Here is a 22,980-nt window from a genome sequence, read left to right on the forward strand (position 1 = left end):
ACCTGCACCGTTACTTCTTGGCCTTGTCCTTGGACTCGTCCGTTGTCAGCGCGGCGATGAAAGCCTCCTGCGGCACCTCGACGCGGCCCACCATCTTCATGCGCTTCTTGCCTTCCTTCTGCTTTTCCAGCAGCTTGCGCTTTCGGGTGATGTCACCGCCGTAGCACTTGGCAAGGACGTCCTTGCGGATGGCGCGGATGCTTTCGCGGGCGATGATCCTGGAGCCGATGGCGGCCTGGATGGGCACCTCGAACTGCTGGCGCGGGATGAGTTCGCGCAGCTTGCCGGTCATCATCACGCCGTAGGCGTAGGCCTTGTCGCGGTGGGTGATGGCGGAGAACGCATCAACCTGTTCGCCCTGGAGCATGATGTCCACCTTGACCAGGTCGGCCACCTGCTCGCCGTCGGCCTTCCAGTCCAGTGACCCGTAGCCGCGGGTCTTGGATTTGAGGATGTCGAAGAAATCGAAGACGATTTCGGCCAGCGGCAGGCGGTAGCGGATTTCCACCCGGTCCTCGGAGAGGTAGTCCATGCCGCCCATGACGCCGCGCCGGCTCTGGCACAGCTCCATGATGGCGCCGACAAACTCGTTCGGCGCAAGGATGGTGGCGGACACCATCGGCTCACGGACCTCAGCGATCTTGCCGGTGGGGTATTCGCTGGGGTTGGTGACGTGGACGACCTTCTTGTCCTCCAGCGTGACCTCGTATTCCACGTTGGGCGCGGTGGAAATGAGGTCCAGGTTGTATTCGCGTTCGAGCCGCTCGCGGGTGATTTCCAGGTGCAGCAGGCCCAGGAATCCCACCCGGAAGCCGAAGCCCAGCGCGGCCGACGTTTCGGGCTCGTACACCAGTGCGGCGTCGTTGAGCATCAGCTTCTCCAGCGCATCGCGGAGCACCGGATAGTCCGTGCCATCGAGCGGATACAGGCCGGAGAACACCATCGGCTTGGCGTCCGCGTAGCCGGGGAGGGACTCGGTGGCGGGCTTGGCCAGGTTGGTGACGGTGTCGCCCACCTTGGACAGGCGGACGTCCTTCACACCGGTGATGAGGTAGCCGACCTCGCCGACGCCAAGGCCCTTGGAGGGGGTGGGTTCCGGGGAGCTCACACCAATCTCAAGGAGCTCGTGCGTGGCACGGGTGGACATCATCTGGATGCGTTCACGCGGGTGCAGCATGCCGTCGACGACGCGGACGTAGGTGACCACACCGCGGTAGGTGTCGTAGACCGAGTCGAAGATCATGGCCCGGGCGGGGGCGTTCGGGTCGCCCACCGGTGCCGGCAGGTCGCGGACGATCTTGTCCAGCAGGACCTCGACGCCCATGCCGGTCTTGCCGGAGACGCGGAGCACGTCGTCGGGGTCGCCGCCGATCAGGTTGGCGAGTTCCGCCGCGTATTTCTCGGGCTGGGCTGCCGGGAGGTCGATCTTGTTCAGGACCGGGATGATGGTGAGGTTGTTTTCCATCGCCAGGTAGAGGTTGGCGAGAGTCTGGGCCTCGATGCCCTGGGCCGCGTCCACCAGCAGGATCGCGCCTTCGCAGGCCGCGAGCGAGCGGGAGACCTCGTACGTGAAGTCGACGTGCCCGGGGGTGTCGATCATGTTCAGCGCGTAGCTGGTGCCGTCGAGTTCCCAGGGCATGCGGACGGCCTGGGATTTGATGGTGATGCCGCGTTCGCGCTCAATGTCCATGCGGTCCAGGTACTGGGCCTTCATGTCACGGGACTGGACAACACCGGTGAACTGGAGCATCCGGTCGGCCAGTGTGGATTTGCCGTGGTCAATGTGCGCAATGATGCAGAAGTTCCGGATGATGGCCGGATCTGTTGCGGCGGGCACCGGGGCGGTGCGGGCCATGGGAGACACGCAGGGTCCTTACTGTTGGCATTACGGTTGGCTTTTCCACGGCTCGGTGCGGATGCTCGTATGCCATCCTGCGACGTGGCGCATTTCTGTCCCTATAGTCTCCCACGTCCGGGCCAGTGGCAGTGCATCCCTGCGTTGCGTTGCGGACTCTCCTGGGTCCGGTGGACTCTCGGAGGGATTCCGCCCGCGGATCTGGCTTCGGCTCGGCTGCGGTTCCGCGCGCGGATCTGGCTGCGTGCTGCGCCGTGCCTGGGTCCGCCCCTGCCTGCCCGCCGGCCGACTGCGGCCACCCTCTGCCCCACCTATCCCCCGCTCATTCCCTGCCCCTTTCTCTGCAGGGGTGCCGGTATGGTTTCCCCATGGCTTGGAACTTACGATCGATCAGCGGCGCGGTCCGCGATGCCCTGCGCTTCCTGGATAAACTTGGCGGCTCCGCACCGGGAACCACCCGTGGGCCGGCGGCAAAACCCGCCCGAAAGCCTGCGGCGAAGCGGCGGCCGGGCCAGGCGCGTCCCGGCACCCCGGCCCGCTCCACAGGGGGCACCCCGGCCGCCGGACTGACCGGAACATATCCCGGCGACTTCCAGGGGCGGGCCGCCGTCCGCTATGCCCCCGCACCCAACGGCCTGCCCGAGCCCGGCGAAATCGTCTGGACCTGGGTGCCCTACGAAGAGGACCACTCCCAGGGCAAGGACCGCCCGGTGCTGCTGGTGGGCACCAGCGGCCGGTATTTGTTGGGCCTGATGCTGACGAGCAAGGACCACGACGGCGACTCCCGCCGGTCGGATGACTACGTGGACATCGGCACGGGACCCTGGGACCGCCAGTGGCGGCCCAGCGAAGCGAAGCTGGACCGGGTTCTGCAGATCAACGCGAAGGACATCCGGCGCGAAGGAGCGATCCTGGACGCAGGCCGCTTCAACCACATCGCGGCCGCGCTGCGGCAGCGGCACGGCTGGAGCTGACCCGGCGGACACCGTGCGCGGCGGCGGATCGCCACGCGCACTCGTGCCTGTACGTTGATCTCTGCTATTATTTACAGCTGTGTGTCCGTGCAGGTCGACGGCCACAGATGGTTGGTCGCCATAGGTATCCCCACGCCGCTCAGTCAATGGCCAATCTGAAAGCCCTCTAGACCATTTTCCGCATTGAAAAAGAGAGTTCACACGTGGCTAATATCAAGTCCCAGAAGAAGCGCATCCTGACCAACGAAAAGGCTCGCCTGCGCAACAACGCAGTCAAGTCTGAGCTGAAGACGGCCATCCGCGCCGTCAACACCGCCGTTGAGTCCACCGACAAGGATGCTGCGGCTGTTGCACTGCTTTCTGCCAGCCGCAAGCTGGACAAGGCCGTCAGCAAGGGTGTTCTCCACAAGAACAACGCTGCAAACCGCAAGTCGGCCATCTCCAAGAAGGTCAACGCGCTCTAAGGTTTCCAGTTCACTTGAACTGATGATTGTGGCCGGCACCCCCTGGGGTGCCGGCCACATCCAGTTAAACCGGTTCCGCAAGGGGCCGACTCCGCACCCGTTCTCGTACTACTCCGGTACCCCGCCGGCTGCCCGCTGCCGGGTCCGCGCCAGCAGGGCCGACACGCCGCACCTGGTCCGGCCGGACTCGCAGGGCCAACACGCCGGGCCCCGGTCCGGCCGGACCCGCAGGGCCGACACGCCGGGCCCCTGGGTTCGAACGCGGGTGTCAGGAACTCCTGGCCGAGGTGGCAATCACCGTTACCGCATGTTCCACGGCATAGACAGGATCCCGGGAGAGGCCCTTGACCTGGGCGTCGGCCTCGGCGGTGACCTGGATCGAGCGGACCAGCCCCTCGGGCGTCCAGCGCCGGACTTCCCGCTGGGCCTGTTCGACGAGCCAGGGCTGCATACCCAGTTGCTTGGCGATCTGCGACGACGACCCCTGCGCGCCGGCCACCTTGGCCAGGGAACGCAACTTCGACGCCAGGGCAGCCACGATCGGCACCGGGTCCGCGCCGGTGGCCAGGGCGTGGCGAAGTGTGGACAGGGCCAGCGGGCCGTTGCCGGCCATCGCGGCGTCGGCGACCTTGAAACCCGTTGCCTCGACCCGGCCGCCGTAGTACTTGTCCACCATGGCCGCGTCCACGCCGGTGGTGGCGTCAGCGATCAGCTGGCTGCAGGCGGCGGCGAGTTCCGCGAGCTGCGCGCCAACCGCATTGACCAGGGCGTGCACGGCGTCGGGGTCGATACGCCGGGAGGCCGCCCGGAACTCGGCCGTGACGAAGGCGATCTTCTCGGCGTCTTTCTTGAGCGGCTGGCAGTCGACAACGGGCCAGCCCGCGGCCTTGATGGCGTCCAGCAGCTTCTTGCCGCGGACTCCCCCGCCGTGGCGGAGCACCAGGAAGGCCTCCGGTTCGGGCTGGACCACATACTTCAGGGCATCGGCGAGGAAGGCATCGTTCATCGCCTCGAGCCCGTCGACCTCGATGAGCTTTTGTTCGCCGAACAGCGAAGGGCTGACGTTCATGGCCAGGGACCCGGCCGTGTAGCTGCCGGCATTGAGCCGCGTAATTTCGACGTCGGGCGCCACCGCGCGGACCTGCGCGCGGATACGGTCCATGGCCCGGGCACCTATGTAGTCTTCCGGACCGCCCACCAGGACGACGGCAGCAGGTGTCACATCACGCCAGGTGGCGGTGTTCGACGCCGAGGTCCTGGGCCGTTGGGTCTGGGCAGCAGCCACTCTCGATTCCTCCCGGAAGTTGGTTTGCGGACTCTAAGCGTCCCACGCCCGGACCGGTGCTCCAAGCCGCGGCTGACGGCCCGCAGGACGGCTGACCGTGCCGCCGCATGCGAGCGTCCGTCGAGGACGGCGACCACCCGTACGTGTGCCGCGAGGACGCCACGGGCGGCCGCGGCAGGGTGCAGGGCGAGCCACGCCGCCGCCAGCACAGCCGCGGAAAACATTCCCATGGTGGCTGCACCGAAGACTCCTTCCGGCCACGGCAGGGCGGCGCCCGGGAGTGCCGCGAAGAACCGGGCGACCCCCGCCACCGCGCCTGCGAAGGCAGCAGCGGCGGCCATGAGGAGGCCCGCTGCGGCCGGGAGAGCGGGCAGGAGCACCACGGCGGCAGTGCCGAGGAGTGTAACTGGCGCCACGAGCGCTGCGGCGGCCACATTCGCGGGCAGGGTGTAGGCGCCGAACTGCGGCTGCAACAACACGATCGCCGGGGCGCAGAAGAGCTGGGCGGACAGGGGTACGGCGACGCCGGCTGCCGCCCAGCGCGGCACCGAAGGCGGCAGCCAGTCCATGATGCGGCGTCCGGCGACTACGATTCCCAGCGTGGCCAGGACCGAGAGCAGGAATCCGAAGCTGGCAGCCAGGACCGGCTGCGCCAGCAGTAGGCCGATGACGGCAACACAGAGCAGGCTGAGTCCGCGCCCCGCCCGGCCAAGAGCTACGGACGCGAGGCCGATGCTGCCCATGAGTGCGGCCCGCAGCACACTCGGATCCGGTCCCACCATGACGACGAACAGCGCCAGCCCCGCGAGGCTGGCCGCGGCGGCGGCCGCGCGCGGAAGGCGGAGCGTGCGGGCGGCGAGCAGCAGCGTCCCGAGGATCAGGCTGCAGTTGGCCCCGCTGACGGCGGTCAGATGCGTCATCCCGACGGTCTTCATGGCGGCTTCCAACTCGGGGTCCAGGGCGCTGGTGTCGCCGGTGACCATGCCGGGCAGCAGCCCGCCGGCGTCGCCCCCGAACCTTGCCGCCGCGGCGGTGAAGGCGCGGAGAAGCTCCCCGGGACCCTGCTGCCAGGGCCCGGGTCCCCGCAGCAGGGTTGGCGCAGACGTCGCTGCCAGGAGTCCGGCCTCCGGCTCCCCTGGCGCGGCGGGACGGAGTTTGCCTGTGGCGCGCAGGAGCTGGCCCGGAACGGCGTCTCCCCAGGTGGCCCCGCCCATGACCACGATCCGTGCGTCCCCGGCGACCCTGTGGCCGCCGAAGGTCATCGCCGTCAGGATCACGGGAACTGCCCAGCGGTCCGGCAGGCCACCGGCACCGGGAATCCTGAGCGGCCGTGGGGCGCCTGCAATTTCCAGTTCCGCGACGACGGCCGCGCGGGCGGCCACAGCTTCTGCTATGGCGCCGTCGTGCCGCCGGGAGGCCTCGACGGCGGCGTGTGAGCCTGCCGCGAAGGACAACAGCAGCGCCGCTGCCACTGTGGCGCGAATGCTGCGCGGAACCGCCTGCCCGGCGCTGCGGCCGCGCCCGTGGCCACCCCGCCCAATCCTGGCGCCCCGCTCCCTCGCCGGGCGGAGCCCAGAACGGCCGAGGATGACGCGACCGGCCAGGAAGAGCATGCCTCCGGCCGCCGCCAGCGCCGTGCAGAGACCGGCCAGCCCTGCAGGGGACAGCCAGTTTCCGGCAACGGCGGTCCCCCAGACAAGAAGTGCCGGGAGCACCAGACGAAGGTCCGTCCGTCGTGTCCGTTCGATCGGGCGCCGACGCGCGGCGGTGTCTCGCGCGGGTTTACCGGATCCGCGGATCCGGCCGGAGGCCACCGGATCCTCGTGCTCCGCAGGCGCCGGGGAATCGACGGCCGCATCGACGTAGCGCTGCCAGCGACTCTGCGGGACCGCCACAGAACCCAGCGGGCCGGTCCGGTCCACGCCACGCCGTGCAGTGCCAGGCTGTGCAGTGTCAGGCTTTTCCATCTCAGGATTTGCCACGTCAGATACCCACCAACGGGAGCAGGGCCTCGAGCAACTTCGGACCGATCCCGTCGACGGCGTCGAGCTCCTGCACTGTCTTGAACCGCCCGTGCTGCTGGCGCCAATCCACGATCCGCTGCGCCAGCACCGGCCCGACGCGCGGGAGGGTCCCGAGTTCCTCGAGGCCGGCGGTGTTGAGGTTGACCTTCCCGCCTCCGCCGACTGGCCCCGTGCCGCCCGGACCGGAACCGGGCGCAGGTGGGCCGTCCGTGGGCGTATCGGCCTGACCGGGTTCGCCGCGGATGGGCACCAGGACCTTCTGCCCATCCTCCAGCACGGCGGCCAGGTTGAGCCGGTCCGGATCCCCGAGGACCGTGGGTCCGCCCGCCGCTGCAATCGCCTCATGCAGCCGGCTTCCCGCCGGCAGTTGAACCACCCCCGGGCTGGCCACGGCACCGGCAACATGGACCTCGATCCTTTCGGGCGCCGCGGTGGCCTCATCTCCCGGCGGCGCGGTTGACCCGTCATCCGCCGGATCGGGTGCTTCCTCGGCGGCCGGGGCGGAGTCGCTGAGAGCCACCACCTGCGCGCCGCCGGTTCCGGCCTGCCACCAGAAGCAGCCGCCCAGCACAACGGCAAGGACGCCCAGCAGGGCAGCGGCCTTAACCCCTGTCCTGGCCCGAAATCGCATAGCCAGCGTCGGCCTTCTTCCCCGGCGGTACCCGCGGGTTTCATCCGCATGGTGTGAAGGGCCGCCCCCGACGCATCGTCCAGCAGCGAGGACGCCATCAGCCCGGACCGGGACAGGGCTGCCGGGCGCCGGAACCTGCAACTCCAGCAGCCCCGCTGAGTCGCCCGGTTCCCGGCCCGGAGCCGGGGATTCGCCCGGCTCCGCAGTATCTTCCGCACCCCGGGCAGCCCAGCGCGTCGCTGCCAGGCGATCACGGGCAACCCTGACGCCTGTGGCGGATTCAGTTCCCGGGTTGCGGCGTGGCATGGAACGACTCTAGGCAGCCCTCACCCCCGCTGATACCGGGGACCGGGCGTATGTGGATATACCTGAGTAATACGCGTAGATCCGCGGCATCAGGCAAGTATTCCCTACGCTGGTGCCCGCCCGGACCCGGTGGTAACGTCTGCATCCAATCGAGAAGACTTTGCCGGCTGGGGGCAACCCTGATCGCCTGGAGGTAAATTTCAGGCGTCGAAAGCTGGTGTGCAATGAAGTGGTTGTTTGGGCCCGCGGCGGTGCTGGCGCTTGGCGGCACCATGCTGCCAGCCCCACCGGTCGTGGCAGACACAACGCAAGCCACCTCAACCCAGGTGGTCAATTTTTCTCTGGAAAGCAGTTTCTGCCCCCAGTACGGTCTGTACGGCATAGCGCATGTTTCGGTCGACGGCACGGCCGGAATGACTGCCGACCAGAATTTCATCTGGACCACCCAAACAGCCGCCACCTCGATCCATGCAGTTCCGCCGCAGGGCGCCGTCGCCAATGTCACGATTGTCTACCACTGCAACGTACAGGTGCTCTGGTGGCTGGAGCCCGGAAGTGCCCGCCGGGTGCAGGCCGCCCTGTGGGTCAACGGCTCAGGCCAGCAGCCCAGCTACACTATCGGGCCGAATCAGCCAGCCCCCGGGCCAACCCCGCCGCCAACGACTCCGCCTCCCACAGCCCCGCCGGCCTCCCTAACGCCAACGACTCCACCAACGTCAGTGTCGGTACCCGCGCCCACGACGCCAACCGTCATACCGACCACCGAGCCAACGTCCGCGCCAGTCACCGTGCCGACGGTCCCGGAAACACCCGCCGCGCCAACGTCCGAGCCGGCCGCCGCACCAACGTCCGAGCCGGCCGCGCCACCGACGGTCCCGGAAACGCCCGCCGCGCCAACGTCCGAGCCGGCCGCCCCACCGACGGTCCCGGAAACGCCCGCCCCGCCAACGTCCGAGCCGGCCGCCCCACCGACGGTCCCGGAAACGCCCGCCCCGCCAACGTCCGAGCCGGCCGCCCCACCAACCATCCCGCCGACGTCCGTGTCAGCGACAACGCCAGAGACAGCGCCAACGGAACCAGCCACACCCGCGCGTACAGCATCGCCCACGCCCGGACGGACATCGCCCGTGCCCACCCCCTGAAATGCAGCTACAGTCGGGGGTTCACTTCTGGTAGGTGATGTATGCCTCGTACTGCACCCGCCATTTGTCCGCGGCCTTGGGATCCGGGACCGTGGTGGTGAGGAATTGAACGCTGGTCACTTGGCCTTTGAGGTATTTCAGCCACTTGGTCACCTCTTCGGCAACGTCGCGATCGAACTGGACTACGTGGTGCACCTGCATTGCCATGGCGGCCTCCGGATTCGCTGGTTCGCTGGGTTCGGTGGAGTGACTTTACCGCCGCCGCCCGTTCACGGCCAGAGTCCGGCGTCCGAGCGGATGGACCCGCCGCGCTAGTCGCCGGTTTCCGTCGCTTCGGCCGCCGCCCTGCCAGGGTGCGCTTCCCCGCTGTCCGGGCTGGCGATGTCCCCGGCGAAGGCATCGGGCTTCGCTGCAGCAGGGGTGCTGCCCTCCCCCACGATCACGGCGAGCACACCGAGCCCGGCGTGGGCCGCCAGGACTGCCGGGAGAGCGCTGATCTGGGCCGGCGGACATGCCGGTAATGCCACGGCCAGGCGCCGGGCAAGGTCTTCGGCCTCGGCCTGGTTGCCAAAGTGGTGCACAGCCAGCCGCGCCTGCCCGGCAGGGCGGCCGGAGGCGTCCGCGGCCACGATTTCTTCCAGGCGTGCGATGGCCTTCGCCGCTGACCGGACCTTTTCCAGCGGGATGATCCGGCCGTCTTCCACCGCCAGGATGGGTTTGATGGAGAACATGGTCCCCCAGAGCGAGGCCGCCGCCCCGATCCGGCCGCCCCGGCGCAACTGTTCCAGGGTCGGGACATAGAAGTACACTTTGGTCCGGTCCAGCCGGTCCTGCGCGAAGGCCAAGACGTCGGCCGCGCTCCTGCCGTCGGCGGCCGCGACCACCGCGCCCTGCACGCCCATCCCCTGGGCCATTCCGACCGTCCGGGAGTCGAGGACCTCTACGGGTATGCCGACCCGTTGGGCTGCCAGGCGGGCGGCGTCGGCTGTCCCGGACAGCCCCGCCGAGATGTGAATGGAGACCACCGACTGGAAGCCACGCTCGCTGGCCTCCCGGTAGGCGTGTTCAAACTGTCCCGGTGACGGACGCGAGGTCTTGACGGGCTTGCCGCTGGCCAGGGCCACGGCGATGGTCTCCGCAATGTCGTCCTCACCCTCGCCGTAGATTTCGGCGCCGATCATCACGGGCATCGGGACCACGGTGAGCCGGCCGTCAGCAGCGAAAGCCCGGACCCAGTCCGCGGGCAGCGCGGCGGCAGAGTCCGTGACCACCGCAACCTGCACGACGGCGGCGGGAGCCGCTTCGGGGATGCTGTCCCGGGAACCCTGCCGCAGGCGAACAAGCCGCTCGCGCAGCCATGGCCAGCCTGACGGCTCGCGGTGTGGCACGAAGGACCTCCTGCTGTGGGGACGCGTGGACTTGCTTCTCCGGCGGGGGCACTTGTGCCCGTCCCATTGTCTGCGCTGGTTGTCTGCACTGGCCGCCGGGATCAGCCGGCGGCCAGTGTCAAGCTGGTACGTCCGGCTAGGCCGGGACGATGTTGACCAGTTTAGGCGCCCGTACGATCACCGTGCGCAGGGCACGGCCATCGAGGGCGCGCTGGACATTTTCCGATGCCAGCGCCAGTTCGCGCAGGTCCTCCTCGGAGATGTCCGGGGAAACCTCCAGCCGGTCCCGCACCTTGCCCTGCACCTGGACGACGGCGGTGACCGTGTCCTCCACGAGCAGTGCGTCGTCGTGCGTGGGCCAGCCGGCGTTGGCGACCGATGCCGGGTGCCCCAGGACGTTCCACAGATCCTCGGCGGTATACGGTGCAAACAGGCTCAGGATTACGGCTACGGCCTCGACGGCCTCGCGGACTGCTGGGTCCGCACCGCCGGCACCGCTGGCTGCATCTATGGTCTTGCGGGTCGCGTTGACCAGTTCCATCAGCTTTGCGACAACCACGTTGAACTTGTTGTTGTCCAGCAGGGCCTGCGCATCGGCGATCGTGCGGTGGGTGACGGTGCGCAGCGCACGGTCACCGGTGGCGGCATCGACGCCGGGTGCGCTTGTGACGTCCTGCCCGAGGCGCCAGGCCCGGGCCAGGAACTTGGCGGAGCCCGACGGCGATACGTCCGCCCAGTCGACGTCGTCCTCCGGCGGGGAGGCGAAGATCATGGTCAGGCGGACAGCGTCCACACCGAACTTGTCCAACTGCTCGCCGAGGTCGACGCCGTTGCCCAGGGACTTGCTCATGGCCTTGCCGCCGTTGAGCACCTGCCCCTGGTTCAGCAGTGCGCTGAACGGCTCGTCCGCCTCAATCATGCCGAGGTCGTGGATGACCTTGGTGAAGAACCGCGCATAGAGCAGGTGCAGGATGGCGTGCTCCACGCCGCCCACGTACTGTCCGACCGGCATCCAGTCGTTGATCTTCTCCGGATCGAACGGACCGCCGGTGTACTGCGGAGAGACGAAGCGCAGGAAGTACCAGGAGGAATCCACGAAGGTGTCCATCGTGTCCGTGTCCCGCTTGGCCGGGCCCTGGCAGTTGGGGCACTCGACATTGACCCAGCTTTCGACCGCGGCGAGCGGTGACGTGCCCTTCGGGGACAGGTCCTCGCCGCGCAGGTCCGCCGGCAGGGTCACGGGCAGCTGATCATCCGGGACCGGGACCTCCCCGCAGGCCGGGCAGTGGATGATGGGGATCGGTGTGCCCCAGAACCGCTGCCGGCTGAGCAGCCAGTCACGCAGCCGGAAGTTCACGAACTTCTCGCCGGTGCCCAACTCGCGCAGGATTTCGATGGCCGCCGGGATGGCCTCGGCCTTGGGCAGCCCGTCGAGGCCGCCGGAGTTGATCAGGGTCCCCTCGCCGGTGGTGGCGATGCCCGTGGCAGCCGGGTCTTCCTCGCCCGTGTCCAGGACTGCCCGGACGGGCAGGTCAAAGGTCTTGGCGAAGTCGAGGTCGCGCTGGTCATGGGCCGGGACGGCCATGATGGCGCCTGTGCCATAGTCGGCCAGGACATAGTCGGCGGCCCAGACGGGCAGCTTTTCGCCGTTGAGCGGGTTGGTCGCGTAGCGCCCGGTGAAGACGCCGGTCTTCTCGCGCTCGGTGGACTGGCGCTCGATTTCGGAGAGCGCCTTGACCTGCTCCCGGTAGGCGTCCAGGGCGGCGGCGTGCTCGTCGGTGACCAGTTCGACGGCGAGCGGCGCGTCGGCGGCGACGACGAAGAACGTGGCGCCGTAGAGGGTGTCCGGGCGCGTCGTGAAGACGGTGACGTCCTTGGCGGCCTTGCCGCCGTCGGCCTCGATCACGAAGTTGACGTGGGCACCCTCGGAACGGCCGATCCAGTTTTTCTGCATCGCCAGGACGCGTTCGGGCCAGTGCCCGCGCAGTTCGTCCATGTCATCGAGCAGGCGGTCAGCGTAGTCGGTGATCTTGAAGTACCACTGGTTCAGGGACTTCTTGGTCACGGGAGTGCCACACCGCTCGCAGGCGCCGTTGACCACCTGTTCGTTGGCCAGCACGGTCTGATCCTTGGGGCACCAGTTGACCGGCGAATTCTTGCGGTAGGCCAGTCCACGTTCGTAGAACCGCGTGAACAGCCACTGGGTCCAGCGGTAGTACTCCGGGTCCGAGGTGTGCAGCCGGCGGGACCAGTCCGCGGAGATTGCGTAGCGCTTGAACGACGCCGCCTGGGTGTCGATGTTGGCGTACGTCCACTCACTGGGGTGCGCGTTGCGTTTGATCGCCGCGTTTTCCGCGGGCAGGCCGAAGGAGTCCCAGCCGATCGGGTGCAGCACATCGTAGCCCTGCTGGCGCAGGTAGCGCGCCACAACGTCGCCCATCGCGAACGCCTCGGCGTGGCCCATGTGAAGGTCACCGGACGGATACGGGAACATGTCCAGCACGTAGCGGCGTTCCTTTGAGCCGTCGTCGAGCGGCGTGAAGACCTTCAGGTCTTCCCAGACCTGCGGCCATTTGGCTTCCATTGCCGCGAAGCTGTAGGCACCTTCCTCAGGCCCCTCCGCCGCGGCTGCTGGCGATCCGGTCTGTGTTTCCGGCTGAACGCTCACTGCTGGCCTCTTCTGTTCTGTGCGGCCTGTTACCCAGGCCTGTCTACCTTCAGGCCTGCCTGCCGCCAGGCCTGTTCACCATCAAGTCTGCACTGTCACGGCCGGCTGCCCGGTCCTGACTCCATACTGTCCGTACGTGGTACTCCTGCTGTAACTTCGTGCGTTGCGGACCGGAATTTACCCCGGACACACAAAAGCCCCTCGACATGGAGGGGCCGCCGCTCGGCAATCCGGGGACTCTTCGGAAACGAGGTCTCGCCGGGATGCCGGGCGGCTAGCTAAGCAGGAGCACGGCGCGCATAGGACCACTTTAGCCCCTCGGGCTGGTTCGTGCTGAACCGACGGGCCGGTTGCGGCCCGGTAGTCGCAGTCGACTCGCGCTCCGGCGGCCTGCGCGGGCTGCTATGTCCGCAATTGTTACAAACGACATACCTATGGAATAGCGGTACTTACTGCCAATTGCCCGACGTATCGGGCAAGTAACTACGACAGAAATTCGGGTAGCTCGGCGCGGAAAACAAGTAGAAAAACAACGAACACCCGGGTGGCCGGCCACGGGCGCCCGGGCCCTTCCGCGAAGTTTCTTCGGAGAGCGCATTGTGAGCCTCCAAGCTGGGAGAAACCCGTGAAAAACCGTGAAGCAGGCCTAAAATTTTGATCTTGCCAAACGATTCAAATGGGAACACTATTCGATAAAGATCAGCAAGAAATGGGATCTCTTGGGGGGATTCGCAAATGGTCTCGGGTTGAGGAGCCTGTCATGTATCAATTGCGCAATTCTTCCGTGCATTTGCCGAAATCCCCCGCCGGCCGCACCTGCGACGCCGGCTCCCTGGAACAGGGCTAGCCATGTTCGGCTGGATCACCCGTTTCAGTATGCAGTTCCGCATCCTGGTTCTCGCCATGGCGGCCGGACTCATTGCCTTCGGGGTAGTGAACGTCCCCCACGTCGCCATCGACAGCATGCCCGAGTTCGCCCCGGCCCACGTCGAGATCCAGACCGAGGCCCTGGGCCTCTCAGCTGCCGAAGTTGAACAGCTCATCACTGCTCCGATGGAAGCCGACCTCCTTAACGGGGTGGCGTGGCTCGATGAAATCCGGTCCAAATCAGTTCCCGGCCTGTCCTCGATCGAGCTCGTGTTCGAGCCGGGCACCGACCTTCTGCGGGCGCGCCAGCTCGTGGCCGAGCGCATGACCCAGGCCCACGCGCTGCCGAACGTCTCGGCGCCGCCGCTGATCATGCAGCCGTTGTCGTCAACCAGCCGCGTCCTTATGGTCCGGATGAGCTCCAAAGAGCTATCCGGGATCGAAATGTCGGTCCTGGCCCGGTGGAAGATCAAGCCGCGGCTGATCGGTATTCCCGGGGTCGCCAACGTTTCCATTTGGGGACAGCGCGAGCAGCAGCTCCAGGTAGAGGTGACCCCCACGCAGCTGCGTGACAAGGGCATCACGCTCGAACAGGTCATCAAGACCACCGGCAACGCAGTCTGGGTGTCGCCGCTGAGCTTCCTTGAGGCGTCCACCCCCGGCACCGGCGGGTTCGTGGAGTCGCCAAGCCAACGCCTGGGCATCCAGCACGTGCTGCCCATCCGAACACCGGAGGACCTCGCCAAGGTCAGTGTCGAAGACGCCGGATCTCCCATGCTCCTGGGTGACATTGCCCAGGTGAAGGAGGACCACCAGCCGCTGATCGGCGATGCCGTCGTCGGCCAGGATGCGGGCCTCCTGCTGGTCGTGGAGAAGTTCCCCGGAGCCAGCACGCTGCAGGTCACCAAGGACCTCGAGGCTGCGCTGAACGACATGCAGCCCGGGCTTTCCGGAATCCAGATGGATACGTCCGTCTTCCGGCCCGCCTCCTTCCTGCAGGATGCCGTGGACGGACTCGGCCTGGCGCTGCTCGTGAGCCTCCTGATCGCCGTCCTGCTCTTCTGGGCCCTGTTCCGTTCCTGGCGGGTGGCCGTGATCGCCCTCGTAGCGATCAGCACCACCGTCATGGCGGCGGGAGTGGTGCTCTACTTGCTCGACTCCACACTGAATATCTCAATCCTCGCCGGCATCTTGCTGGGCGTGTCTGTGATTGTCGGAGACATCGTGGAGGATGTGCAGGCGCAGCGGCGCCGGCCGTTGCGGACCACCGGGACCGAGACAGATGCCACCATCAGGTTCCGCATGGTCCAGCTTGTCCGCAGCGTCCGCACACCGCTGTTCCACGGGTCCCTCATCATGGCCCTCGCGCTCGTACCCACGCTGTTCGTCACGGGAGTCGGCGGCGCGTTCTTCCAGCCCCTCTTCTGGTCCCTGGCATTGGCGCTTGCCGTGTCAATGCTGGTGGGTTTGTCCGTGACACCGGTCCTGGCGTACCTCCTGCTTCCCGGTGAGAAAGCCCGGCGGGCGGACTCGCCCGGTGTTGTCCGGGCCAGGTCCACCTACGACAGGGCACTCGAGGGGGCACGTTCCCGCCGCACCCTCGGCATTGTCGCTGTCGCCGTCGTTGGACTGCTGGGGCTCGCCGCGGCATCGCAGCTGGTCGGGAACCGGGCGGTCGTGCCGACGATTCCGGACCGGACACTCCTGGTGCAGTGGGACTCGATGGCCGGCACGTCCAACGACGAGGTGCGTCGGGTGGCGTCCAAGGCGTCCGACGAACTGCGGACCCTGCCTGGTGTCTCGGGAGTTGGCGGCCACATCGGCCGCGCCATTTCCTCCGACCAGGTTGTCGGGAACAGCTCCGCGGAACTCTGGGTGTCCATCACCCCGGATGCCGACTTCAGCGAAACGGAGCAGGCGGTCCGTGACGTCGTCCAGGGCTACCCCGGCATCGCCCACAACGTGGTGAACTACTCCCAGCAGCAGATCGGCCAGGAGCGCAGCAGCATGGATCCCGGATTCGCCGTCCGCGTCTACGGAACAGACTTGCCCGTCCTGCGCGAGAAGGCTGAAGAGGTCCGCAAGGCCATCGAAAAGGTCGACGGCGTGAAGAACCCGACGATCAACGCCAGCGCCATGACGCCCATTGTCGAAGTCGAGGTCAACCTCGAGGCGGCGCAGAAGGTCGGCATCAAACCCGGCGACGCACGCCGCGCCGCCGCCGCCCTGATGCAAGGCATCGTCGTCGGCAACCTCTTCGAACAGCAGAAGGTCTTTGAAGTGGTGGTGCGCGGCGCGGTGGACGTCCGGGATGACCTGACCAGCATCCGTGAGCTCCTGCTGGACACGCCAAGCGGCGGCCAGGTCCAGCTGGGCCAAATCGCCGACATCCGGCTCGTTCCCAATGAAGTCGTGATTCTGCACGATGACACCTCACGCCGGATCGATGTGGTGGCCGAGGTCAGCGGACGTCCGCTCGCGGATATCCAGCGCGACATCAACGCGGCGATCGAGCAGATCCAGTTCCCGCTGGAATACCACGCCGAAATCCCCACCAAGTACAGTGAACAGCTCGCCGGGGACGCCATGGTTCTGTGGATCGGCGCGGCTGCCCTCTTGGGAATCCTGCTCCTTCTCCAGACAGCGGTGCGGAGCTGGAAGCTGGCGCTTGCCATCTTCCTGTCCCTGCCGGCCGCGCTGGCCGGGGCCGCCGTGGCAGCGTGGATCGCGGGAGGCGCCATCACTGTGCTGGCGCTCACGGCCTTTGCCGCGGTGCTGGCCGTTGCCGCCCGCAACGCGGCGCTGCTCTCCGCCCGGACGGATGAGCTGTGGCGGGCCGCCCCGCACGAATCCCCTGACAAGGTCATCATGATGGCGGCCCGGGACCGGGTCTCGCCCATTCTGAAGGCAGCCCTGATCACGGTGGCGGTCCTGATCCCGCCGGGACTCTTCGGCGGCGCCGTCGGCGGGTCCTTCCTGGGCCCGATGGCCCTGATCATCGTCTGCGGACTCATCACGACAACTCTCATCGGGATCTTCGTACTCCCCCTGCTCGCTCTCTGGTTCGGGCCCGGTTCCGCCCCGGAAGAGTGGGCCGAAGTGTACGAGGCCGAAGTTCCCGTCCAGCCCGTTACGCAGGAAAAGGTGGAAGCAAAATGACCAGCCAACAGCCCTCGCGGCGCCTGCCCCTGGCGGCCGCTTTATGCGCAGCACTTCTGTTCGCGTTGCCCGCATGTGCCCAGACGACGGCGGCGGCCCCCGCCGCCGTCTCGGCCAACGAACCCGCCAAGGTGGAGAAGAATGCCGCAACAGGCATCGCGAAACTGACGTTGACGGAGAAGGGAATCGAACGCCTCGACCTGAAGACCGACACCGTCAAGGCCGGAAAGGGCAAGGACGTCGTCGTGCCCTACTCAGCCCTGCTCTACGACGCCAGCGGAAAAACCTGGGTGTACACCAACCCGGCCCCGCGGGTCTACCAGCGGCAGTCGGTCACGGTAGCCAAGGTGGAGGACGGAGTGGTCACGGCCTCGGCCGGCCCCGCGGTCGGCACCGCAATCGTAACCGTCGGCGCGGCTGAACTCTTCGGCGCTGAATTCGATACGGCGCACTGACATGCGCCGGATTGTCGCTGCAAGCCTGAGGTTCCGGTCGATCATCATTGCGATGGCGGCCGCCCTCATGATCGTGGGCGGCGCGCAACTCAGCAGCGCTTCGGTGGATGTTTTCCCGGAGTTCGCACCGCCCCGCGTCGAGGTCCAGACGGCATGTCTGGGTCTCACTGCCTCCGAAGTCGAGGAACTCGTAACGGTTCCGATGGAGCAGGCCTTCAACGGCATAGACGGCCTGGACCAGATGCGGTCGAAGTCTGTGTCGCAGCTGTCCGCCATCGTGATGGAGTTCAAACCCGGGACCGATCTGCTCACCGCCCGGCAGCTGGTGTCGGAGCGGATGGCAACGGTCATACCGACTCTGCCGACCTGGGCCGCGCCGCCAATAATGCTCCAGCCGCTGTCCTCCACCAGCCGTGTCATGAAGATCGGGCTCTCCTCAGAGACCCGCTCCCTGATCGAAATGTCCATGGTTTCCTACTGGAACATCCGGGCACACCTGCTGCGGGTGCCTGGCGTGGCGAACGTTGCGATCTGGGGCGAACGGCTTCAGATGCTCCAGGTCCAGGTTGATCCGACCAAGCTGGCAGCCAACAACGTGACGCTGGAAAACGTCATGAACTCCACGTCCGACGCCTTGGACGCCGGCCTGCTCAAGTACTCCCCCGGTGCCTTGATCGGCACCGGAGGGGCGCTGGAAACACCCAGCCAGAGCATGTCCATCAGGCACGTACAACCCATCACGTCTCCGGCGGACCTTGCCCAGGTGCCACTGGAGGAACGCGAGGGACTGCCTCCCCTGAAGCTCGCCGACGTGGCAACCGTCGTGGAGGACCACCAGCAACTGATCGGTGACGCGGTTATCAATGGCGGCCCCGGACTGATGCTGATCGTCGAAAAGCTGCCGTGGGGCAACACCCTCGAAGTCACCCGCGGGGTCGAGGAAGCGCTCAAGGAACTGCAGCCCGGCCTGACCGGAATCGCAGTCGACACCACCCTGTTCCGGCCCGCCTCGTTCATCGAGGAGTCGCTCGGCAACTTGAGCCTCGCGCTGCTGCTGGGCTGCTTCCTGGTCGTCCTGGTGCTGAGCGTCTTCCTGTTCCAATGGCGGACAGCCCTGGTGAGCGTGACGGCGATCCCGTTGTCGCTGATGGCAGCGGCCCTGGTGCTGTATTGGACCGGAGGCACGATTAATACGATGGTGCTTGCGGGGCTGGTGATTGCCGTCGGGGTCGTGGTGGACGATGCCATCATCGACGTCGAGAACATCGTCAGGCGGCTCCGGCACCACCGCGCCAGCGGCGGGACCGAAAGCACCGCCCGCGTGGTCGTCAACGCCTCCCTGGAAGTCCGCGGCCCCATCGTCTACGCCACCCTGATTATCGTTGCCGCCACGGTGCCGATCTTCTTCCTGGACGGCCTGACGGGCGCCTTCTTCCGGCCCCTGGCGACCGCCTACACCCTGGCGGTTTTGGCGTCCATGCTGGTGGCCCTCACGGTCACGCCGGCCATGGCGTACATCTTCCTGCGCAATGCCAAGCTGGAAGACCGCGATCCGCCGGTGGTCCGGGTCCTCAAGCGCTGGTACGGCGCCGCCCTGCGTCCCATTGTGAAACGCCCGCTCCCGGGCTACCTCGCGGTGGGGGCACTCGGCGTCGTCGGAATCATAGCGGCCCCGCTCCTGGGCCAGTCACTGTTGCCCTCCTTCAAGGAACGTGACTTCCTCATGCACTGGGTCACGCAACCCGGCACCTCCAACGCCGAGGAAGTGCGCGTCAGCCAACTGGCCTGCCAGGAGCTGATGACCATTCCAGGCGTCAACAACTGCGGGTCCCACATCGGTCAGGCCTTCGCCGCCGATGAGGTGGTGGGAGTCAACTTTGGCGAGAACTGGATCAGCGTTGACCCCTCGGTCGACTACGACAAGACCCTGGCCTCCATCCAGCAAGTCGTGGACGGGTATCCCGGCATCCACCGGGACGTCCAGACCTACCTCAAGGAACGTGTCCGCGAGGTGCTCACCGGTACGGGCTACTCGATCGTGGTCCGCGTATACGGCGATGACCTGGACACGCTGAAGAAGCAGGCGGACAAGGTCAAGACTGCCCTGGCCGGCATCGAGGGTGCCATCGGAGCCAAAGTCGCACTCCAGGTCAACGTTCCGCAGGTGGACGTCGAGGTGAACCTGGACGCCGCCAACCGCTACGGCCTGAAGCCCGGTGACGTCCGCCGTGCCGCAGCCACCCTGGTATCCGGCGAAGAGGTCGGCGACGTCTACCGGGACGGCAAGGCCTATGACGTCCAGGTCTGGAGTCCTCCGGCGATCCGGACCAGCGTCACAAGCATCGAGAACCTCCCGCTGGACACTCCCAGCGGGCAGAAGATCCGGGTGGCCGATGTCGCCAAGATCACGGTAAAGCCCACCCCCAACGTCATTGAGCGTTCGGAAGGGTCCCGCCGCCTCGATGTCAGCGCCAACGTCAAGGAAGGCGATCTGGCCAAAGTCGTCGAGAAGCTCGAATCCGATCTCAAGTCCGTGGAGTTCCCCACCGGATACAGCGCCGAGATCCTGGGCGAATACGCGGAGCGGCAGGCCGCGTCGCAGCGGCTTCTCCTCTTCGCGATGGGCGCCCTGGTTGTGGTGTTCCTCCTGCTCCAGGCGGCATTCCGGAGCTGGCGGCTTGCCGTTCTGGGCATCCTGACGCTGCCGGTGGCACTGGTGGGCGGGGTGATCGCCGCGCACATGAGCGGCGGAATCCTGTCCCTCGGGTCGCTGGTCGGGTTCCTGACAGTGATGGGCATCGCCGCCCGCAACGGCATCCTGCTCATCAACCACTGCCAGCACCTGGAACAGTTCGAAGGCGTGCCGTTCGGCCGGGACCTGGTCCTGCGGGGCGCAGCCGAACGCCTGTCACCAATCCTGATGACCACGCTCGCCACCGCACTCGCCCTGGTCCCGCTGGTGGTGATGGGCAACCGCCCCGGCCATGAGATCGAGCACCCCATGGCCGTGGTGATCCTGGGCGGGCTGGTGACATCGACACTGGTCAACCTGTTCATCGTTCCATCGCTCTACCTGCGGTTCGCCAAGAAGGGTCCGGCACGTCATGACCGTCAGCCCCGCGAGCCGGAACCTGTATCAGCCGTATAGCAACAACTACCAACAATGAGAGGCCAGTCAGATGACTCCACTATCTAAGAGATTTACCGCTTACGGCTCCGCGGTCTTGCTGGTGGTGGCGTCGCTGACGGCGGCGACGGCGGCCGCGGCGACGGCAGCCACCGCGCCGGCGGCCGCCCGTTCGCAGGAACTGTGCGGCCCCGGCTCGGCAATCAAATTCAACCGCAGCGCCTTCCCGTCCAGGCCGGAGATTGACAACAAGTGGTTCCCCCTCGAACCCGGCATGCAGTACACCACCACCGGCAAAGTAGTCTCCCCGGACGGGACAACCACCCGCAAGGTTGTCAGCACGGTCACGGGGCTGACCAAGGTGATCGACGGGGTGAAGACCATCGCGATTTGGGACCGGGACTACTCCGACGGTGAGCTCGCGGAATCGGAACTTGCCTTCTTCGCCGAGACACGGAAGGGCGACGTGTGGCTCTTCGGCGAATATCCGGAGGAGTACGAGAACGGGAAGCTTGTGGGTGCGCCAAGTACGTTCATCAGCGGCATCGACAAGGCCCAGGCGGGCATCGCCATGCAGAGCCACCCGCGCCTGAAGACCCCCGCCTACCCCCAGGCCTACGCACCCAGCGTGGACTTCCTGGACTGCGGTGATGTGTTCGCGAAGGACCAACGCGTCTGCGTCGCCACTGGTTGCTACAGCGATGTGCTGGTCATCGATGAGTTCAACCCGCTGGACCCGCCAAGCGCCGGCCACCAGCGAAAGTTCTATTCCAAGCACACGGGTCTGATCAAGGTCACGGCCGTGGGCGGAGAGGACCAGGAGTTCCTGAATCTCGTCAAGATCAAGAAGCTCAGCCGCTCCGAGCTGAAGAGCGTCAACGAGCAGGCACTGCAGATCGACCGCCGGGGCTACACGGTCAGCAAGGACGTCTACGCGAAGACGCCGCGCGCTGAGGTGGCACGTGGCTACGATGGCCACCACTACCACTAACGGCCCTGCCGCTCCCGGGCAATAGACAAAGGAGCCCCGGCCGGGATCTTCCCGGCCGGGGCTCCTTGTGCGCGCCTACTTCACGTCGTCGTCAACCCAGTCCATCGACTTGGTGACGGCCTTCTTCCAGAGACGCATCTGGCGTTCCCGCTCGGCCTGGTCCATTTGCGGCTCCCACCGCTTGTCCTCGGCCCAGTTGGCCGAGCACTCGCCCAGGTCCTTCCAGAATCCGACCGCCAGGCCGGCCGCGTAGGCTGCGCCCAGCGCCGTCGTCTCGACCACCTTCGGACGGATGACCGGCACGCCGAGGATGTCCGCCTGGAACTGCATCAGGGCGTCGTTGGCGACCATGCCGCCGTCGACCTTCAGCTCCGTCAGCGGTACGCCGGAGTCGGCGTTGACGGCGTCCAGCACCTCACGGGTCTGGAAGGCGGTGGCCTCCAGCGCCGCGCGGGCGATATGGGCCTTGGTAACATAGCGGGTCAGGCCCACAATGGCGCCGCGGGCGTCCGAGCGCCAGTACGGTGCGAAGAGGCCGGAGAATGCCGGCACAATGTACACACCGCCGTTGTCCTCCACCGAGGCCGCGAGGGTCTCGACCTCCGGGGCGCTGCTGATCATGCCGAGGTTGTCCCGCAGCCACTGGATCAAGGAACCGGTGACGGCAATGGAGCCCTCCAGCGCGTAGTGCGGCGCCGCGTCGCCGAGCTTGTAGCCGACGGTGGTCAGCAGCCCGTTCTTGGAATGGATAATTTCCTCGGCCGTGTTGAAGATCAGGAAGCAGCCCGTGCCGTAGGTGTTCTTGGCTTCCCCGGCATCGAACGCCGCCTGCCCGAACGTGGCCGCCTGCTGGTCGCCCAGGATCCCGGCCACAGGAACCTCGCGAAGCAGCTGGGAGGTGTGCACCGTGCCATAGACCTCGGAGGAGGACTTGATGGCCGGCATCATGGAGGCCGGGACGCCGAACGCGTCCAGAATCTCCTGGTCCCACGACAGCGTCTCAAGATCCATGAACATGGTCCGTGAGGCGTTGGTCACGTCGGTGACGTGCACTCCGCCGTCGGTCCCGCCGGTCAGGTTCCAGAGCACCCAGCAGTCGGTGTTGCCGAAGACGAGGTCGCCGGCCTCCGCCTTGGCCCGGGCGCCCTCGACGTTGTCCAGGATCCACTTGATCTTGGTGCCCGAGAAGTAGGTCGCCAGCGGCAGGCCCACCTTCTGCTTGAAGCGTTCTACGCCGCCGTCCTTCGCGAGTTCGTCCACGATCGGCTGGGTGCGGGTGTCCTGCCACACGATGGCGTTGTAGATCGCCTCGCCGGTGGTCTTGTCCCACACCACCGCTGTTTCGCGCTGGTTGGTGATGCCGACGGCGGCGATGTCGTGCCGGGTCAGGTTCGCCTTGGACAGGGCCGAGCCGATCACCTCGCGGGTGTTGTTCCAGATTTCAGCGGGGTTGTGCTCCACCCAGCCGGGCTGGGGGAAGATCTGCTCGTGCTCCATCTGGCCGGAGGAGACGATGCTGCCGCTGTGGTCGAACACGATGGCTCGGGTGCTCGTGGTCCCCTGGTCGATTGCAACTACGTACTGGTTCATAGTGACGTCCTTGTCTGTTTGGCGTGGCAGTTGTACTGACGGTTGAACGGGCAG

General features: G+C 66.8%; 15 protein-coding genes. 7 read left to right on the forward strand and 8 right to left on the reverse strand.

Translation table 11 applies throughout. The features are described 5' to 3' along the window. Positions 1-10: 10 nt before the first annotated feature. Positions 11-1,864 carry a translation elongation factor 4 gene (lepA, locus tag AC1DKN_RS07450; protein ID WP_026266375.1) on the reverse strand — a complete coding sequence of 618 codons (1,854 nt, stop codon included), beginning with the start codon at positions 1,862-1,864 and terminating at the stop codon, positions 11-13. Positions 1,865-2,223: 359 nt separating this feature from the next. On the opposite strand from lepA, the gene AC1DKN_RS07455 reads away from it, so the two are divergent. After that, positions 2,224-2,829, forward strand: a complete 606-nt coding sequence (locus AC1DKN_RS07455; RefSeq protein ID WP_476870900.1) for a type II toxin-antitoxin system PemK/MazF family toxin — start codon at positions 2,224-2,226, stop codon at positions 2,827-2,829. Between the two features lie 203 nt (positions 2,830-3,032). Continuing rightward, positions 3,033-3,293 carry a 30S ribosomal protein S20 gene (gene rpsT / locus AC1DKN_RS07460; RefSeq protein ID WP_018773112.1) on the forward strand — a complete coding sequence of 87 codons (261 nt, stop codon included), beginning with the start codon at positions 3,033-3,035 and terminating at the stop codon, positions 3,291-3,293. Between the two features lie 268 nt (positions 3,294-3,561). Here rpsT and holA read toward each other — a convergent pair whose 3' ends face one another. The 3 genes from holA to AC1DKN_RS07475 are packed head-to-tail and all read right to left on the reverse strand — an operon-like array spanning position 3,562 to position 7,233. Further along, a complete protein-coding gene (gene holA, locus AC1DKN_RS07465) occupies positions 3,562-4,578 on the reverse strand; it encodes a DNA polymerase III subunit delta (RefSeq protein WP_028276695.1) in 1,017 nt (338 codons plus the stop codon). After that, complete coding sequence (locus AC1DKN_RS07470; RefSeq protein ID WP_476870901.1) at positions 4,512-6,545, reverse strand: ComEC/Rec2 family competence protein; 2,034 nt, start codon at positions 6,543-6,545, stop codon at positions 4,512-4,514. Before AC1DKN_RS07470 ends, holA begins: the two co-directional genes overlap by 67 nt. Before the next feature lie 16 nt (positions 6,546-6,561). After that, positions 6,562-7,233, reverse strand: coding sequence for a ComEA family DNA-binding protein (locus AC1DKN_RS07475; protein ID WP_476858438.1), 672 nt, complete (start codon positions 7,231-7,233; stop codon positions 6,562-6,564). An 886-nt stretch (positions 7,234-8,119) separates the two neighbouring features. Between AC1DKN_RS07475 and AC1DKN_RS07480 the strand changes: the two genes are divergently transcribed. Then, on the forward strand, positions 8,120-8,719 hold the full coding sequence (locus AC1DKN_RS07480) for a hypothetical protein (RefSeq protein WP_476870902.1): 600 nt from the start codon (positions 8,120-8,122) through the stop codon (positions 8,717-8,719). Here AC1DKN_RS07480 and AC1DKN_RS07485 read toward each other — a convergent pair. The 3 genes from AC1DKN_RS07485 to leuS all read right to left on the reverse strand — a co-directional run bounded on the left by AC1DKN_RS07485 (position 8,703) and on the right by leuS (position 12,737). Continuing rightward, positions 8,703-8,888 carry a hypothetical protein gene (locus tag AC1DKN_RS07485; protein WP_476870903.1) on the reverse strand — a complete coding sequence of 62 codons (186 nt, stop codon included), beginning with the start codon at positions 8,886-8,888 and terminating at the stop codon, positions 8,703-8,705. The genes AC1DKN_RS07480 and AC1DKN_RS07485 overlap by 17 nt on opposite strands. Positions 8,889-8,992: 104 nt before the next feature. Continuing rightward, positions 8,993-10,069, reverse strand: coding sequence for a DegV family protein (locus AC1DKN_RS07490; RefSeq protein WP_476870904.1), 1,077 nt, complete (start codon positions 10,067-10,069; stop codon positions 8,993-8,995). Between the two features lie 136 nt (positions 10,070-10,205). Further along, entirely contained in the window at positions 10,206-12,737 is a 2,532-nt protein-coding gene (gene leuS, locus AC1DKN_RS07495) for a leucine--tRNA ligase (protein WP_476849282.1), read from the reverse strand. An 876-nt stretch (positions 12,738-13,613) separates the two neighbouring features. Here leuS and AC1DKN_RS07500 point away from each other — a divergent pair. From AC1DKN_RS07500 to AC1DKN_RS07515, 4 genes are read left to right on the forward strand one after another with little or no spacing between them, the layout of a single operon-like run. Then, on the forward strand, positions 13,614-16,763 hold the full coding sequence (locus AC1DKN_RS07500; RefSeq protein WP_476870905.1) for an efflux RND transporter permease subunit: 3,150 nt from the start codon (positions 13,614-13,616) through the stop codon (positions 16,761-16,763). Beyond that, complete coding sequence (locus tag AC1DKN_RS07505) at positions 16,760-17,218, forward strand: hypothetical protein (RefSeq protein ID WP_476870906.1); 459 nt, start codon at positions 16,760-16,762, stop codon at positions 17,216-17,218. Before AC1DKN_RS07500 ends, AC1DKN_RS07505 begins: the two co-directional genes overlap by 4 nt. 1 nt (position 17,219) lies before the next feature. After that, positions 17,220-20,366: an efflux RND transporter permease subunit gene (locus AC1DKN_RS07510; protein WP_476849284.1), complete on the forward strand. Its 3,147-nt coding sequence runs from the start codon at positions 17,220-17,222 to the stop codon at positions 20,364-20,366. Between the two features lie 31 nt (positions 20,367-20,397). Then, positions 20,398-21,336: a hypothetical protein gene (locus AC1DKN_RS07515; protein WP_476870907.1), complete on the forward strand. Its 939-nt coding sequence runs from the start codon at positions 20,398-20,400 to the stop codon at positions 21,334-21,336. A 75-nt stretch (positions 21,337-21,411) separates the two neighbouring features. On the opposite strand, the gene glpK is transcribed toward AC1DKN_RS07515, so the two are convergent. Continuing rightward, positions 21,412-22,926, reverse strand: a complete 1,515-nt coding sequence (gene glpK / locus AC1DKN_RS07520; protein WP_476857067.1) for a glycerol kinase GlpK — start codon at positions 22,924-22,926, stop codon at positions 21,412-21,414. Positions 22,927-22,980 lie beyond the last annotated feature (54 nt).

It is taken from the genome of Arthrobacter sp. 01N444 (assembly GCF_056399305.1).